This window comes from Saccharopolyspora halophila, assembly GCF_039531955.1.
Taxonomy (GTDB): Bacteria; Actinomycetota; Actinomycetes; order Mycobacteriales; family Pseudonocardiaceae; genus Saccharopolyspora; species Saccharopolyspora halophila.
In genome coordinates this window covers 307,543-323,527 of sequence record NZ_BAAARA010000015.1, presented here as the reverse complement: position 1 = coordinate 323,527, position 15,985 = coordinate 307,543, and the positions used below count along the sequence as shown (strand labels likewise).

The window sequence follows — 15,985 nt, the reverse complement described above, 5'->3', positions numbered from 1 at the left end:
CGCCACGCCGGACATGCTAGCTTCGCAACGGGTCGCGGTTCGGGGCGAACACGCGGCCGGGTCCGATTCGGTCCGCGCACGAACGGCTTTCGTGCGGGTGACGCACTGCGCGTTGATTCCTTCGGGTGAACTACGATCATGGCAATGCTCGATGTCACAGTAGGGGGTGACAGCGGGGCACGTTCTCGTGTTCCATCTCGACATGACCTCGCTGATGCGGCTGCCACCGGACCGCGTGCCGGTGGCTGATGCGGGGCCTGACCAGGTCCTCATCGCCTCGGGCAGTGCGGCCTTGCTGGCCGTGCTGTTGCTGGCGCTCGGCTACGGTCACCGAACCGGCCGCGTCACGTGGCTCGCGCGCACGGCCGAGCGCGCCGAGCGCATCTGGCTGCTGCGCGGACTGCCCGGCTGGTCCGCCCTGCCGCTGGTGCTCGCGCTGCCCTCGCTGGTAGTCGCGCTGGTCGGGTTGTACTGGAGCATCGCCCTGCGGATCACCCACGGGCAGGCCGGCCCGCTGGTCGGCCTCGCGCACGTCCCGCTGCTGAGCGGGCTTTTCGGACTGTTCACCGCCGGAGTGCTGGCCAGCGTGCTGCCGCTGGGCGAACGCCCCGGCCGCGCCTCGGTGCGCATCACCCGCGACTGGCACGCGCCGACCAGCGGAGTGGTGCTGGCCGCGACCGGCGGGTACGCGCTGCTGGGGTTCCCGCTCGACGGCATCTGGCACCGGATCTACGGCGAGGACGTCACGCTGTGGGGTCCGACCACCCTGATGCTCATCGGTGGCACCGGGTTCTCGCTGATAGCGGTGTCCTTACTGGAGCGCGAGGGCCGGTTCGTCAGCACCGGCAGAGCCGAGACGATGCGCGCCAACTACCTGCGGCGCGGGATGCTCAGCGGCGCACTGCTGCTGGGCCTTTCGGTTTTCCAGACGGAGTTCGACTTCGGCGTCCCGCAGTTCCGGATGGTCTTCCACCCGCTGCTGATCGCGATCGCGGCGGGCTGCGCGCTGGTGACCGCGCGGATGTGGGTCGGCCGCGGCGGTGCGCTGTTCGCAGTCGGTTGCTACGTCCTGGTCCGCGGCGGGATCGCGCTGCTGCTGGGGCCCGCCTTCGACCAGCTGAGCTCGGGCATCCCGCTCTACGTCGTCGAGGCGCTGTGCGTGGAGATCGCCGCCGTGGCGCTGATGCGCCGCCCGCTGCTGCTGGGCACCGCATCCGGGCTGCTGATCGGCACCATCGGCTTCACCAGCGAATACCTGTGGACCCGGGCGGCCTTCCGGTTGCCCTGGGAGCCGGACATGCTCGTCGAGGGCGTGGCGATGTCGCTGGTCGGTGGCGTGGCCGGCGGTCTGCTCGGCGCTCTGCTGGTGCAGGCGCTGCGCGGTGAGCTGCCGCGCGCGGTGGTGCGCAACGGCGCGTTCGCGGGGGCGTTGGCGGCGATCGTGCTGGCGGTGGCCAACGGCGCCATCGGTTCCGCGCCCGCCGGGGTGACCGCGAGCGTCGCGCTGGATCCGAATACCCACCAGGCGGAGATCCGCATCTCTCCGCCGGACGCCGCCGAGAACCCGACCTGGCTGAACGTGACCGGTTGGGCTGGTGGCGATCTGCACGTCGACCGGCTGCGCGAGATCTCGCCGGGCGTGTTCCGCACTCGCGAGCCGGTGCCGCTCGAGGGCGGCTGGAAGACGATGCTGCGGTTGCACCACGGCCGCTCGATCGTGGCGGTGCCGATCGACCTGCCGAGGTACGCGCCGTTGGACACCTCGGTGGACCGGGAGTTCCGCAGGGACGCGATTCCGGAGTTCGAGCTGTTGCAGCGCGAGGCCGCGCCGGCGGTGCCGAGGGAGCTGTGGCCCGCCGCCTCGGCGGTGGTGCTGACGGTTTCGCTGTCGCTGCTGGTGGTGCTGGGCTGGGCCGCGCAGCGCATCGGCCGGGCCATCTCCGGGCCGCCGTGCCAGGAGAAGCTGCCGTTCGTCAGCCGGGTGCGCGCGGAGTCCTGATCGACCGAGGGCCAAGATCTACGAATGTGGCACTTGTCACAATCGCCAGATGCGGGCAGAGTCGGAGGGCGACAAGCCACCACTAGTCGAGAGGTGTGCGCCCATGGCCTCGACGACCACCGAACTGACCGACTTCCAGCGCGTGCTGGCCCAGCTGCGCACCAGCGCGAACGCGCTGCGGTCCCGCTACGGCGACGACGCGGCCGTGCGCCGGATCCAGAACGACCTGGAACGTCTGGACATCGACGCCGCCGAGCTCGCCTCCGTCGTTCCGTCGCCGCGCCGCGAAGCTGGCGTCGGCCGCGGTGAGATGGTGGTCGTGCCGGACACCCCCTACGACCCGTCGCTGTGGGAGGACGTGGACGACGAGGGCATCGGCGGCCAGGGCCGCGGCTGACCTCGCGCGGTCGCCCGCTCGTGGCGAGACGCGGACTCGATCGTGTGCACCCGGAGGTTGCGCCGGGTGGGGGACTACTCACGCCCCTGTGATGTGATCCACAATGGGCGACCTCAGGTGAGCACCGCCGGACGACACACGACAACGAGGTCAGCGTATGTCCGCACCCCCGACCACCGGTCGAGCCCGCATCTCCGCGCGCACGCTGCGCACCGACCGGTGGTGGATCCCGCCGCTGCTGACCTTCCTCGGGCTGAGCGCCTTCGTGATCTACGGCCTGGTCCGGACCTTCATGAACGCCTACTACTGGGTTCCGGAGCACAACTACCTGGCGCCGTTCTTCTCGCCGTGCCTGTCGGCGGCCTGCGTACCCGGCGCCAGCCACTTCGGCCAGCCCGCACCGGACCTGGGTCCGTTCGTGCCGCCGCCGATCTTCGTGCTGCCGTTCGTGCTGGGCTTCCGGCTGACCTGCTACTACTACCGGAAGGCCTACTACCGCTCGTTCTGGGCCTCACCGCCGGCGTGCGCGGTGACCGAGCCGCACGGCAAGTACACCGGCGAGTCGCGGTTCCCGCTGATCATGCAGAACGTGCACCGGTACTTCTTCTACGCGGCGATGATCGTCGCGCTGGTGCTGACCTACGACACGGTGATCGCCTTCAAGGGAACCGACGGTGGTGTCGGCGTCGGGCTCGGCACCGTGCTGATGGTGATCAACGTGGTGCTGCTGTGGGCCTACACGCTGTCCTGCCACTCCTGCAGGCATCTGATCGGCGGCAGGATCAACCACTTCTCCAAGCACCCGGTGCGCTACTGGATGTGGACCAAGATCAGCAGGATCAACGGCAGGCACATGCTGCTGGCCTGGGCCTCGCTGGCCTCGGTGGCGCTGGTCGACCTCTACGTGATGCTGGTGGCCACCGGAGCCATCACCGACCTCAGATTGTTCAACTGACGAATTCCGAGGTGATCTGCCGTGCGGGTGGCGGAACCCGAGCGCGTCCCCGGTAGCGGGATCTCCTCCTGAGGAAACCAGAAGTTCACAGCGCCCGACATCCTCGCCGGGAGCGCGCTCGGCGCCCCTCGGTGGCGCGAGCGGTGAGGACGGCAGGCAACGGAAAACCGATAAGGACTCGATGTGGAGATCGAACGGCACGAGTACGACGTGGTCGTGATCGGCGCCGGTGGCGCGGGTCTGCGCGCGGCCATCGAGGCCAGGCAGGCGGGGCTGCGGACCGCGGTGGTCTGCAAGTCGTTGTTCGGCAAGGCGCACACCGTCATGGCCGAGGGCGGTATCGCGGCGTCGATGGGCAACGTCAACTCCCGCGACGACTGGCAGGTGCACTTCCGCGACACCATGCGCGGCGGCAAGTTCCTGAACAACTGGCGGATGGCCGAGCTGCACGCCCGCGAGGCCCCGCAGCGGGTCTGGGAGCTGGAGACCTACGGGGCGCTGTTCGACCGGACCCCGGACGGGCGGATCAGCCAGCGCAACTTCGGCGGGCACGAGTACCCGCGGCTGGCGCACGTCGGCGACCGGACCGGTCTGGAACTGATCCGCACGCTGCAGCAGAAGGTGGTCTCGCTGCAGCAGGAGGACCACGCCGAGCACGGCGACTACGAGGCGCGCATCAAGGTCTTCCAGGAGTGCACGGTCACCGAGCTGCTCAAGGACGGCGATCGGATCTCCGGTGCCTTCGGCTACTGGCGGGAGTCCGGGCGGTTCGTGCTCTTCGACGCGCCCGCGGTCATCATGGCCACCGGCGGGATCGGCAAGTCGTTCAAGGTCACCTCGAACTCCTGGGAGTACACCGGCGACGGGCACGCGCTGGCGCTGCGCGCCGGAGCGAGCTTGATCAACATGGAGTTCGTGCAGTTCCACCCCACCGGCATGGTGTGGCCGCCGAGCGTGAACGGGATCCTGGTCACCGAGTCGGTGCGCGGCGACGGGGGAGTGCTGCGCAACTCCGAGGGTGCCCGGTTCATGTTCGACTACATCCCCGAGGTGTTCAAGGACAACTACGCCGACGGCGAGGCCGAGGCCGACCGCTGGTACGACGATCCGGACAACAACCGGCGCCCGCCCGAGCTGCTGCCGCGCGACGAGGTCGCCCGCGCGATCAACAACGAGGTCAAGGAAGGCCGGGGCTCGCAGCACGGCGGGGTGTTCCTGGACGTGGCCACGCGGTTGTCCACCGAGACGATCGTCAAGCGGCTGCCGTCCATGCACCACCAGTTCAAGGAACTGGCCGATGTGGACATCACCGCCGAGGCCATGGAGGTCGGTCCGACCTGCCACTACGTCATGGGCGGCGTGGAGGTCGACCCGGACACCGCGGCCTCGAAGGTTCCGGGGCTGTTCGCCTGCGGCGAGGTCGCGGGCGGGATGCACGGTTCGAACCGGCTGGGCGGCAACTCGTTGTCCGACCTGCTGGTCTTCGGCCGCCGGGCGGGCGCGGGCGCGGCGGGCTACCTCGGCGCGCTGGACGCCAGGCCGTCGATCACCGAGTCCGATGTGGACGCCGCTGCGCGGCGGGCGGCCGATCCGTTCAACCCCGGCGAAGGGCCGGGCGAGAACCCCTACGCGCTGCACTCCGAGCTGCAGGGCGTGATGAACGAGCTGGTCGGGATCATCCGCAAGGGCGAGGAGATGCAGGAGGCGCTCCAGAAGCTCCGGGGCCTGGTGGCGCGCGCCGAGCACCTGCAGGTCGAGGGCAACCGGCAGTTCAACCCCGGCTGGCACCTGGCCATCGACCTGCGCAACATGCTGCTGGTCAGCGAGTGCGTGGCCCGGGCGGCGCTGCTGCGCACCGAGAGCCGCGGCGGGCACACCCGCGACGACCACCCGGCGATGGAGTCGAAGTGGCGCCGCAGGTTGCTGGGCTGCGAGATCTCCGGCGACGGCATCGAGGTCACCGAGCAGCCGCAACGACCGATGCGTCCCGACCTGCTCGAACTGTTCAAGCTCGAGGAACTGCGCAAGTACTTCACCGAGGACGAGCTCGCGGACGTCCGGACAGAGGAGTCTTGATGACATACCAGGCGCACTTCCGGGTGTGGCGCGGCGAAGCGGACGGTGAGCTGCAGGACTACACCGTGGAGGTCAACGAGGGCGAGGTGGTCCTCGACATCATCCACCGGCTGCAGGCCACTCAGGCACCGGACATGGCGGTGCGCTGGAACTGCAAGGCGGGCAAGTGCGGTTCCTGCTCGGCCGAGGTCAACGGCCACCCGCGGCTGCTGTGCATGACCCGGATGTCCATCTTCGCCGAGGACGAGACCATCACGGTCACCCCGATGCGGGCCTTCCCGCTGATCAAGGACCTGGTCAACGACGTGTCCTACAACTACGTCAAGGCCCGCGAGGTCCGCGCGTTCACCCCGCCCGACCTGGAGCCCGGCGAGTACCGGATGCAGCAGGTCGACGTGGAGCGCTCGCAGGAGTTCCGCAAGTGCATCGAGTGCTTCCTGTGCCAGGACACCTGCCACGTGATCCGCGACCACGAGGAGAACAAGGAGAACTTCTCCGGGCCGCGATTCCTGATGCGGGTCGCCGAGCTCGAGATGCACCCGCTGGACGAGGCGCGGAACCGCCCGGAGGAGGCGCGCGGGGACCACGGCCTGGGCATGTGCAACATCACCAAGTGCTGCACCGAGGTCTGCCCGGAGCACATCCACATCACCGACAACGCGCTGATCCCGCTCAAGGAGCGCCTGGCCGACCGCCGCTACGACCCGCTGCTGAAGCTGTTCCGCCGCAACAAGGACTGATCACCGCTCGGCCCGCGCGCCGAAGCGCAGGTAGCCGGTGATCCCGGCGACGAGCAGGACCGCGGTCAGCAGCATCCCGCGCGGATCACCCGCGTCCTGCAGCGGGAAGGCCCACCAGGTCGCGTCGGATCCGCCGGCCGTCGAACTGCGCTGCGTGCCGAGCAGCAGCGCGGCGAGCAGGTACGGGAACGGCAGCATCCAGCAGCGGGTGGGTCCGGCGGCCACGGTGACCAGGAGGGCCATCGCACCGAGCCCGAGGGTGTTGCGGGTGGCCGACGTCCAGAGTTCGGCACCGTGCAGCAGGAGCGGTGCGCAGGCCAGGACGGCGGGCAGGAGGGCAGCGGTCAGCCGTCCTGCCCGCACGAGTGCGTGGTTGCGCGGGCCGGTGCTCCACAACGTCGTCACCGCGCTCAGATGCAACCCGAGCAGACACGCCAGAACCAGCGGGCTGAACAGTCCCAACGGGACGTCGAGCGCCCCGATGTTCGGGCGCGGAACGGGCAGCTGTTCCGCGCCGAAGAGAGCGTTCACCGCGGCCAGAAGCGCGGAGGCGGCGACGAACAGCGGCCAGTGGCACGCGCGCAACGCCAGGACGAGCACCGTCACGGCAGCTCCGGCATCGGGTTCTCGCATTCGTCGCCCGCCTGCAACGCTCGTCGCACCGAGTCGACCTGGATCGCCTCCGGTGCGGCCAGCAATCGCTCGACCTGTTCCTCGCGTCCGGGAACTCCGAGCCCCTGCGGTGGCAGATGAGGACGGATCCGGTGCTTCATCCACGCTGCCGCGAGATCCCGGCCGATCATGCCCGGGTAGGGGCCGTACGAGGTCATGCCGGGCTGGTCGGACGGGAGACGTGCGCAGTCCGGCGGTCGGCGCAGCGTCGATGTCACCAGGGACTCGACGAGGTGTTCATCGCTGGTGCCCGGCTCGATGGAGCCGATCGGGATCGGCTCGGGGCCGGTCCACTTGGTGCCCTTCTCGGCGAACAACGTTGCCCTCGGCTGGATGTCGGCGAAGGTCTCGCGGTAGCGCCGGGCGATCTTCAGCCAACGGTCGAGATGCTCGCCGTGCTCGGGCCACATGCACGCGGTGATCTCGGCCTCGGTGCGGCAGACGGCCTCGGCGGGTTGCCGCGCGGTTGTCAGCCGGGAGTCGCTGCGCTGCAAGAAGGTCATGCCGACGACGAGGGCCACCGCGGCGAGCACGCCGATCCGCTTCGCCACCTGCGGTCGCTGAGCAGCAGATGGGCGAGTCCGGAACGCGGGTAGGTGCGTTCCAGCGTGTCCGCGCCGATGCGGCGCACGCGCGAGGTGTCCCACGCCGCGACCGCCGCGACCAGGGCGACGGGCCACAGCAGCGCTGTGTTGACCTGGCCGGACCCCGACATCCAATCGTCCGACCAGACGTTCTCCTGCGCTCCGCCCGCGTACCAGGCGAAGCCGAAGATCAGCGGTGCGGCGGGCAGCGCAGCGCTGCGCCGCGCGATGATCCCTGCGAGGTTCACGTGAGATCACCATCCGTGACGAGGTCTTCGTATGCCCGGTCCAGGTCGGTGGCGGTGGGGGCCGGTGTCTTCGCCAGGTCTGCCAGCGTTCCGTCGAAGGTCACGTGGCCTTCGTCGAGCACCGCGACGCGGTCGGCGACCGCGGCAACGTCCTCGGTGAGGTGGGTGCTGACCAGGACGGTTCGAGTCCGGCCGAGTTCGGTGATGACCTCCCGCAAACCGGCGCGCTGCCGCGGATCGAGTCCGACGGTGGGTTCGTCCAGCAGGAGCACTCGCGGGGAGTTCACCATGGCCTGGGCGATGCCCAAGCGGCGCAGCATCCCGCCGGACAGCGAGCGGATCTTCGCCGACGCCCGGTCCTGCAGGGCCACCGCCTCCAGCGCCTCGCGCACGAGTTCCGGGCGGCGTCGCCTGCCGACTCGCCGCCACCAGGCCGTGAGGGTGAGGAACTCCGCGCAGGTCAGGTGGTTCGGCACGGAGAACTGCTGGGGCAGAAAACCGATCGATTCGCGATAGCGCCGCGCGTCGCGGTCCGGGCTGAGCTCGTCGATCTCGATCGTGCCGCGCTGGAGCCGCAACGCCGAGGACAGCAGCCCCAGCAACGTGCTCTTTCCCGCGCCGTTGGGTCCCAGCAGGGCGGTCACGCCGGTGGACAGCTCGAGGTTCACCCGTGCCAAAGCATTTCGCGAGCCGTAGGAGTGGCTCACCGCTTCGATCCGGACTGCAGTCACGTCGTCACCTTCTCAAACCGGATATTCGTGATCCGGTTCGGCTGCCGTGTCCCTGCCCGGGTGTCCGGCGTTCGGCGGAATGCGTTCCCCCGGTACTTCGGGCGTCGGGCTCCTTCTCTTTCGGTGAAAATTCTTCGGTTCGATGCGGGATCGGCGGATTCGAGCAGTTGTGTTTGGGTGTGTGGACCAATCTTCGGTGTGATGTTCTGCACGGTGTTAAATGCGATGTTCAACGGTTGCCGCGCGAAATTCACCGCAACGCGCTTCGCGGGAACGGTGTGAATATCCGGGCGCGCTTGGGAACGCGTGGACCGCTTCGGATGGGAATCGCAGTTCACGGTGTGTCGTCGCCCTTTCGTGTCCATCCGGGACAGTTCTTCGAGGGCTGGCGCTTTCTTGCCAGGGGGATGGCTCGGTCCCGCCTGGCCGCTAGCTTCGGTCCGGAACGGAGTCGATTCACCACAGACCTGCCCGGCCAGTCGCGGGACTAGCGGTGGCAGCGGGTCCGGCGAGCGGCGAGGCCCCAACCCCGACGCGGGCGTCGTCGCTACCGGAGTGCCCGCGACCTCGCGAAATCCCGTCCCGCCGCCGCGAGGTGGCGGGGGTCGGGGCGGCCGGACGTCGCGGATCCCCGAACTGGCGTCCGGCCGCTGCCGCAGGTGAACGAGCATCGCGAAACCCGGTCGACGGTGACCGCTGGAAATGCGAATTCCCAACGGTTCCAGCCTTCGGCGGGTCGTTTTCGACGTGCCGGACGGCTTGAGTTCTGGCGCTGGCGGCCAGAGGAAGTGCGGCGAACGTGCAGCAGATTCTCGTGGCATTTGATGGATTCGTCCCCGCGCTGACGCTACTGCTTCTGGTGGCTGTCATCGCGGGTGGTGTCTCCGCGTTCGCGCGCGGCTATTCCACCGCGCCGATCGGACTGCGCGAGCCCTTCGTCGACGGCGCTCTGGTGTATTCCGTCCTTTGTGTCGGATATCTGGTTTTCACGCCGCAGTTCCCGCCGCCCGATCCGGTTCGCCCGAAACTGGGAAACGACGTCGAGGCGGCGCTGACCGCGATTCCGGGGGATTCGGAACCGTGGATCCAGCTCGGCGGAAACCTGGTGCTGCTGCTTCCGCTGGCGCTGCTGGTGCCGCAGCGCCTGGACTGGTTCGACAACATCGGCAAGATCGCGCTCGGCGGGCTGGTCACCTCGACGCTCATCGAACTCGTCCAGTTCCTGGCGATCAGCGGCCGGGTGGCTTCCACGGACGACATCGTCTGCAACAGCTTGGGGGCGGCCGTCGGTGGTGTGCTGGTGCAGCTCCCGCAGCGGTTCTCGCCCGGGGTGCGCGCGCAGCACCGCTCCACCGGCGAGAACGACCGGACGGTCTGGCTGCTCATCGAGAAGCTCGAGCAGGAGCGAAACGCGCGCCAGCGCACGCGCGGCCTCCCGCGCCGCCGCCCGTCCGCCGGGAGGTGCCGGTCCACCGCGACGTCGTCGGCCACTGGCCAGAGACCTTCCACCAGCCGTCCGGGATGCGACGGCGCACCGACCGGCTGGCCCGCCCCCGGGCCGGCTGAGGCGGTCCGAGGGGCACTCCCGTCGCGCCCCTCGGACCGCGCCGAGCCTGCTACGAGTTGATCTTCTGGTTGCGCTCGCTCATGTAGCGGCCGAGTTCGCGGGCCTCCTGCTCGAGCTTCGGGATCATCTTGCGCAGCAGCGGCTTGAGGGCCTGCTCCATGAGCAGCGAGGAGTTCAGGTTGCGCAGCCAGTGCAGCAGGACGATCGAGCGCGGCACGTAAACGCGGCGGCTGCGCTTCTCGACGCCGTCGGCGAAGGCCTTCGCGCACTTCTCCGGTGTGGTGATCGAGCGCATCGGCCAGGGCAGCCGCTTGCGCATCAGGGTGAACGTCTCCAGGTCCGAGGCAACGTCGCGCACCAGATCGGTGTCCACCCAGGACGGGTGCGCGCTGCCCACCGTCACGCCGAGGTGCAGCACCTCCATGCGCAGCGCGCTGGCGAGCGACTCGGCCGCGGACTTGCTGGCGGTGTAGGCGGCCATCCCGCCGATCGGCGTGAAGGCCGACAGCGAGGAGACCACCAGCAGGTGGCCGCGCCGATCGACCAGGTGCGGCAGCACCGCGCGGGCGGTGTGGAACACGCCGTTGACGTTGACGTCGATGGTCTTGAGGAAACCGCGCGGGTCGCCCTCGCGGACCGTTCCCACGGGAGCGATGCCGGCGTTGGCCACGCACGCGTCGATGCCGCCGAGTGCGTCGACCGCGCCCGCCACGGCCGCCTCGATCGATTCGGGGTCGGTGACATCGGCCTCGGCCCAGTAGTGCTGCTCGCCGAGCTCCGCGGCGACCTCGGCGAGGGCCTCGGGTTCGAGCCCGACCAGAGCGAGCTTGGCGCCGCGCCCGGCCAGCTCCCGGGCGGTCTGCGCGCCGATACCTCGCGCGGCCCCGGTGATCAGGACGACCTTGCCGGCAATGTTGCGCATCTCGCTCTCCCTTGAGGTCCCGCGGCATTACCTACTTCGCAGTAGCCTACTCATAGTAGGTTTTGCCCTCGCGGAGCGGAAGGGGCCGGGCCCGGAAATGCGAAAGTCCCCGTGACCGGCGCAGTCACGGGGACCTCGAAAAGGCGCGAGGCGTCAGCCCAGCGCGTCCAGCTTCTGCGCGAGCTGCTCGCGCTGCGAGATGATCTCGCCCGCGATCTCGCGGAGCTCGGGCTTAACCTTGGCGTCCTCGGCCAGCGCGCTGCCCTTCTCGACCAGCTCGCGCACTTCCCGCTTCCACTGCGGGTCGAACGCCGCTCCGGTGGTGCCGCCCAGGTTGGACTCCGGGGGCTCGGGCGCCTCGGTGGCCAGCGCGTTGAGCTCGGCGAGCTGCGGGTCCAGCTGGCCGCTGAGCTCGGCGGCCAGCTGCTTGATCTGCGGGCTCTGCGCGTTGGCCTCGGCGAGCTCGGCGAGCTGGTTCAGCTGCTCGCGGTTGAGCAGCAGCTTCGCGGCCGGCCCGTGGGCTTCGGTCTCGGCCTTGGCCGGGTCGGCGACGCGCTGCGGGGCGTTCGCGGGCGGCGTGCCCGGGCCCGGGGGCTGCTCACTGGCGTACTCGGCGGGCGAGCAGCCCGCCAGCGCAATACCGCCGATCAGCACAGCGCCGATGATCGTGCTCTTCCGCACGTGCTTCCCCTCCAGGATCTGGTGGACTTCGTCCCAGTGCTGCCCGGTGCAGAACGCAGGCTGGGCGGCCGGACCTGTTGGCCCTCAGGCTAACGGGCCCCGCCGAGTGCTGTGCGCGCACGTCGGTGACGGGCGGGCATGATCGCGAATTGTCTGCTCGATCTCACAACGGGTGACTGCCCAGGCCGGGATGAATAGGGTGGCTACGGCCCGGCCGCATCGCGGCCAGAGGTCAGGACTAGTATTCCGGATCGGCAGCACATGCGATCGTCCGCCTGCAGGGCGCCTGCCGGGTATCGCGTGCTGTCAACCGACCCAGAAGGGGTCGGGGCGGGCCCGGACGACAGGCGGGCCCGAGCAGGCTTCAAGGGAGTGCAGGAGGCACCGTGACGGCCGTCGCGCCACAGCCGATCGCCACGCGCCCTTATCCGGTGCGCAAAACGGTCAAGGGGTCGTTCCTGGCGCGGATGTTCCGCACCACGGACCACAAGCAAATCGGCATCCTCTACCTGGTCACGTCCATGGCGTTCTTCCTGGTCGGCGGCCTGATGGCGATGCTGATCCGGGGCGAGCTCGCCGTGCCGGGAATGCAGTTCCTCTCGCAGGAGCAGTACAACCAGCTGTTCACCATGCACGGCACGGTGATGTTGCTGCTGTACGCGACGCCGATCCTGTTCGGCTTCGCCAACTACATCCTGCCGCTGCAGATCGGTTCCCCGGACGTCGCGTTCCCGCGACTGAACGCATTTAGCTACTGGCTGTACCTGTTCGGCGGCCTGATGGTCGTCAGCGGGTTCATCCTGCCAGGCGGTGCCGCCGACTTCGGCTGGTTCGCCTACACCCCGCTGTCGGACGCCCTGCACTCGCCGGGCCACGGCGCGGACATGTGGATCGCCGGTCTGGCCGTCAGCGGTCTGGGCACGATCCTCGGTGCGGTGAACATGCTGACCACCGTGGTCTGCCTGCGCGCGCCGGGCATGACGATGTTCCGGATGCCGATCTTCACCTGGAACATCCTGGTGACCAGCCTGCTGATCCTGCTGGCGTTCCCGATCCTGACCGCCGCGCTGCTGGGCCTGATGGCCGATCGGCACCTCGGTGCGCACGTGTTCGACCCGGCCAACGGCGGCGTCATCCTCTGGCAGCACCTGTTCTGGTTCTTCGGGCACCCCGAGGTCTACATCGTCGCGCTGCCGTTCTTCGGCATCGTCTCGGAGATCTTTCCGGTCTTCAGCCGCAAGCCGCTGTTCGGCTACTCCGGCCTGGTCTACGCGACGCTCGGCATCGCCGCGCTGTCCGTGGTCGTGTGGGCGCACCACATGTACGCCACCGGCGCCGTGCTGCTGCCGTTCTTCGCGTTCACCACCTTCCTGATCGCGGTCCCGACCGGTGTGAAGTTCTTCAACTGGATCGGCACCATGTGGAAGGGTCAGATGACCTTCGAGACGCCGATGATCTTCAGCGTCGGCTTCCTGGTGACCTTCCTCTTCGGTGGTCTCACCGGTGTCCTGCTGGCCATGCCGCCGGTCGACTTCCACGTCTCGGACACCTACTTCGTGGTCGCGCACTTCCACTACGTGCTCTACGGCACGATCGTGTTCGCCACCTTCGCGGGCATCTACTTCTGGTTCCCGAAGATCACCGGCCGGATGATGGACGAGCGGCTCGGGCAGCTGCACTTCTGGCTGACCTTCATCGGCTTCCACGCCACGTTCCTGGTGCAGCACTGGCTGGGCAACGAGGGCATGCCGCGCCGCTACGCCGACTACCTGGAGTCGGACGGGTTCACGATGCTGAACACGATCTCCACGGTCGGCGCGTTCATCCTGGGCGCCTCGATGCTCCCGTTCCTCTACAACGTGTTCAAGAGCTACCGCTTCGGCGAGGTCGTCTCCGTCGACGACCCGTGGGGCTACGGCAACTCGCTGGAGTGGGCGACCTCCTGCCCGCCCCCGCGGCACAACTTCACCGAGCTGCCCCGGATCCGCTCCGAGCGCCCGGCGTTCGAGCTGCACTACCCGCACATCACCGAGCGGATGCGGCTCGAGTCCCACCTGTCCTTCACCGGCAAGACCCTCGCCCACGGGCACGAGGGGGCCAAGACCGCGACGGTCCAGCCGCCGAAGACGAAGGACGATTCGGACCGGGACGACACCACCGAGAAGTGATTTCGTCGATAGCCCCGAACGGTACGACTGTGCCAAGGTAGGGCTAGCTCGACGGCGAGCCCCGGCGGGCCGATGGCCTGCCGGGGCTCGTGCGTTTTTGCCCACCTTTCTCGGACAGAGGGGAACAACCGCAGTCGTGAGCTCGAATGCGACCACCGTGCTGATCACCGTGACCGGCAAGGACAAGCCCGGCGTTACCTCAGTGCTGTTCGCCGCGCTGACCAGTCACGGCGTGGACATCGTCGACGTGGAGCAAGTCGTGATCCGCGATCGACTGGTGCTCGGCGTGCTGGTATCGACCGAAAACGATCCGGAGAAGCTGCAGGAGTCCATCGAGCAGGCGATGGCCACCGTCGGCATGGGCGTCGAGGTGACCATCGACGCCGAGGACGGTGAAGCGGACAAGCTCGGTTCCACGCACGTGGTGGTGGTGCTCGGCCAGCCGGTCACCGCCCGCCACTTCAGCGAGGTATCCCGGGCGCTCGCGGAGATCGGCGTCAACATCGACGCCATCCACCGCGTCGCCGACTACCCGGTCACCGGGCTGGAGCTGAAGGTCTCCGCTCCCGACTGGGACGACGACGAGGCGCTGACCCAGGCGATGGCCGACATCGCCGCGCGCTCGGGTGTGGATCTGTCCGTGGAGCGCACGGGGCTGTCCCGGCGCGCCAAGCGACTGGTCGTCTTCGACGTCGACTCCACCCTGATCCAGGGCGAGGTCATCGAGATGCTGGCCCGGCGGGCCGGCTGCGAGGACAAGGTCCGCGAGGTCACCGAGCGGGCGATGCGCGGCGAGCTGGACTTCGCCGAGTCGCTGCGCCAGCGGGTCGCGGTCTTAGAGGGCCTGCCCGCCACCGTGCTCGACGAGGTGGCCGCCGAGCTGGAGCTGACGCCCGGCGCGCGCACGACCATCCGCACCCTGCGCAGGCTGGGTTTTCACACCGGAGTGGTCTCCGGTGGATTCACCCAGATCATCGATGCCCTGGTCGACGAGCTGGGGCTGGACTTCAGCGCCGCGAACGACCTGGAGGTCGTCGACGGGAAGCTGACCGGGCGAGTCATCGGCGAGATCGTCGACCGGCCGGGCAAGGCCAAGGCGCTGCGCCGGTTCGCCGAGGAGTACGGCGTGCCGTCCGCGCAGTGCGTGGCGGTCGGTGACGGGGCCAACGACATCGACATGCTCTCGGCGGCCGGCCTGGGTGTGGCGTTCAACGCCAAGCCCGCGCTGCGCGAGGTCGCCGACACCGCGCTGTCGTACCCGTTCCTGGACACCGTGCTGTTCGTGCTGGGCCTGACGCGCGCCGAGATCGAGGCCGCCGATGCCGAGGACGGCGAGCTGCGGCGCGTTCCGCTGGAGCTGTGACCTTGGCCGAGGTTCGGAACACCGGTGCGGCGAGCGGGGTTGAGCCGGACGCGCTGAACGTGCTCGACCCGCTCGTCGCCCGGTACGCCTCGTGGCTGTCGCTGTCCGGCGCGGCCACCGCGGACACCTCCGACGAGGACCCGGACGACGTCGTGCTGATGCCGATGGTGCTGCGCATCGAGCGCAACGACCCGCCGGACCGCACGGCGTTGCTGGAAGCCGCTGCGGCGGCGGCGCTGGCCGTGTGCCTGGACGAGCGTTGCGCCGAGGGCGGCGAGTGGCACGAGGCGATGCACGGCTGGATCTCCGGTCGCATCCGCAAGGTCGCCCGGCGCGCTCGCGGGGCGCATTGGGAGGCGGTCCAGCAGCTGCCGGGCAGGACGGTCGCGGTGGGCGGCGCGCAGGTCCGCGCGTTCCTGCCGATGCGGGTGGCCGACATGCCCAAGGAGCTCAGCAGGTTGCAGATCTCCGGCAGCGAGCTGGAGGCCGACGACCCGGGCCCGGTGGCCGCGGACGCGCCGGTGCTGTGGCTGCACCCGGACGTGCCGATGAGCGCGGGCAAGTCCGCGGCGCAGGTCGGTCACGCCACGATGATCCTGGCCGCGCTGCTGCACGGCGACGGCATGGATGCCGAGCTGCGCACCTGGGCCGACGCGGGCTACCGGTGCTCGGTCCGCCGGGCCGACCCGGCGACGTGGTCCGAGCTCCGCCCCGCGGACGACCCGGAAACGACCTGGCGCGACCACCGCGTCGCGATGGTCCGCGACGCGGGCTTCACCGAGGTGGACCCGGGCACGGTCACAGTCCTGGCCCAGTGGCCCGGCGGCGGCGACAGTTTTGCCTAAAACTGTGAGGCTCTGGCGCCTCACAGTTTTAGGCAAA

Annotated in this window: 15 protein-coding genes; 9 read left to right on the top strand and 6 right to left on the bottom strand. The window is 69.2% G+C overall.

The window, feature by feature from the left end; all coding sequences use genetic code 11:
* Window positions 1-202 precede the first annotated feature (202 nt).
* From ABD289_RS19950 to ABD289_RS19930, 5 genes are all read left to right on the top strand, one after another.
* Window positions 203-1,999, top strand: coding sequence for a hypothetical protein (locus ABD289_RS19950; protein WP_344134951.1), 1,797 nt, complete (start codon window positions 203-205; stop codon window positions 1,997-1,999).
* A gap of 103 nt (window positions 2,000-2,102) precedes the next feature.
* Complete coding sequence (locus tag ABD289_RS19945) at window positions 2,103-2,396, top strand: hypothetical protein (protein ID WP_344134948.1); 294 nt, start codon at window positions 2,103-2,105, stop codon at window positions 2,394-2,396.
* 157 nt (window positions 2,397-2,553) lie between these two features.
* On the top strand, window positions 2,554-3,351 hold the full coding sequence (locus ABD289_RS19940) for a hypothetical protein (RefSeq protein ID WP_344134946.1): 798 nt from the start codon (window positions 2,554-2,556) through the stop codon (window positions 3,349-3,351).
* A 183-nt stretch (window positions 3,352-3,534) separates the two neighbouring features.
* Complete coding sequence (locus ABD289_RS19935; protein ID WP_344134943.1) at window positions 3,535-5,427, top strand: fumarate reductase/succinate dehydrogenase flavoprotein subunit; 1,893 nt, start codon at window positions 3,535-3,537, stop codon at window positions 5,425-5,427.
* Window positions 5,427-6,167, top strand: coding sequence for a succinate dehydrogenase/fumarate reductase iron-sulfur subunit (locus tag ABD289_RS19930; RefSeq protein WP_344134940.1), 741 nt, complete (start codon window positions 5,427-5,429; stop codon window positions 6,165-6,167). Before ABD289_RS19935 ends, ABD289_RS19930 begins: the two co-directional genes overlap by 1 nt.
* On the opposite strand, the gene ABD289_RS19925 is transcribed toward ABD289_RS19930, so the two are convergent.
* Genes ABD289_RS19925 through ABD289_RS19910 form a run of 4 tightly spaced genes read right to left on the bottom strand, consistent with a single transcriptional unit; the run spans window position 6,168 to window position 8,402 of the window.
* Window positions 6,168-6,773, bottom strand: coding sequence for a hypothetical protein (locus tag ABD289_RS19925; protein WP_344134937.1), 606 nt, complete (start codon window positions 6,771-6,773; stop codon window positions 6,168-6,170). It abuts the gene before it with no gap.
* Window positions 6,770-7,390, bottom strand: coding sequence for a hypothetical protein (locus ABD289_RS19920; RefSeq protein WP_344134934.1), 621 nt, complete (start codon window positions 7,388-7,390; stop codon window positions 6,770-6,772). Before ABD289_RS19920 ends, ABD289_RS19925 begins: the two co-directional genes overlap by 4 nt.
* Window positions 7,339-7,671 carry a hypothetical protein gene (locus ABD289_RS19915; RefSeq protein ID WP_344134931.1) on the bottom strand — a complete coding sequence of 111 codons (333 nt, stop codon included), beginning with the start codon at window positions 7,669-7,671 and terminating at the stop codon, window positions 7,339-7,341. The genes ABD289_RS19920 and ABD289_RS19915 overlap by 52 nt, the downstream gene beginning before the upstream one ends.
* Entirely contained in the window at window positions 7,668-8,402 is a 735-nt protein-coding gene (locus ABD289_RS19910) for an ATP-binding cassette domain-containing protein (RefSeq protein WP_344134927.1), read from the bottom strand. Before ABD289_RS19910 ends, ABD289_RS19915 begins: the two co-directional genes overlap by 4 nt.
* 859 nt (window positions 8,403-9,261) lie before the next feature.
* Here ABD289_RS19910 and ABD289_RS19905 point away from each other — a divergent pair.
* Window positions 9,262-10,029 carry a VanZ family protein gene (locus ABD289_RS19905; RefSeq protein ID WP_344134924.1) on the top strand — a complete coding sequence of 256 codons (768 nt, stop codon included), beginning with the start codon at window positions 9,262-9,264 and terminating at the stop codon, window positions 10,027-10,029.
* Here the strand turns inward: ABD289_RS19905 and ABD289_RS19900 are convergent.
* Together ABD289_RS19900 and ABD289_RS19895 are read right to left on the bottom strand one after the other, a co-directional pair.
* Complete coding sequence (locus tag ABD289_RS19900) at window positions 10,019-10,891, bottom strand: SDR family oxidoreductase (protein WP_344134921.1); 873 nt, start codon at window positions 10,889-10,891, stop codon at window positions 10,019-10,021. The two genes, ABD289_RS19905 and ABD289_RS19900, sit on opposite strands and share 11 nt — an antisense overlap.
* Window positions 10,892-11,044: 153 nt before the next feature.
* Window positions 11,045-11,572, bottom strand: coding sequence for a hypothetical protein (locus tag ABD289_RS19895; protein WP_344134918.1), 528 nt, complete (start codon window positions 11,570-11,572; stop codon window positions 11,045-11,047).
* A 386-nt stretch (window positions 11,573-11,958) separates the two neighbouring features.
* Here ABD289_RS19895 and ctaD point away from each other — a divergent pair, with 386 nt between their 5' ends.
* From ctaD to ABD289_RS19880, 3 genes are all read left to right on the top strand, one after another.
* Complete coding sequence (gene ctaD, locus ABD289_RS19890; protein WP_344134915.1) at window positions 11,959-13,740, top strand: aa3-type cytochrome oxidase subunit I; 1,782 nt, start codon at window positions 11,959-11,961, stop codon at window positions 13,738-13,740.
* 136 nt (window positions 13,741-13,876) lie between these two features.
* Window positions 13,877-15,103, top strand: a complete 1,227-nt coding sequence (gene serB / locus ABD289_RS19885; RefSeq protein WP_344134910.1) for a phosphoserine phosphatase SerB — start codon at window positions 13,877-13,879, stop codon at window positions 15,101-15,103.
* 53 nt (window positions 15,104-15,156) lie between these two features.
* Window positions 15,157-15,948: a peptidyl-tRNA hydrolase gene (locus tag ABD289_RS19880; protein ID WP_344135072.1), complete on the top strand. Its 792-nt coding sequence runs from the start codon at window positions 15,157-15,159 to the stop codon at window positions 15,946-15,948.
* Window positions 15,949-15,985: the final 37 nt, after the last annotated feature.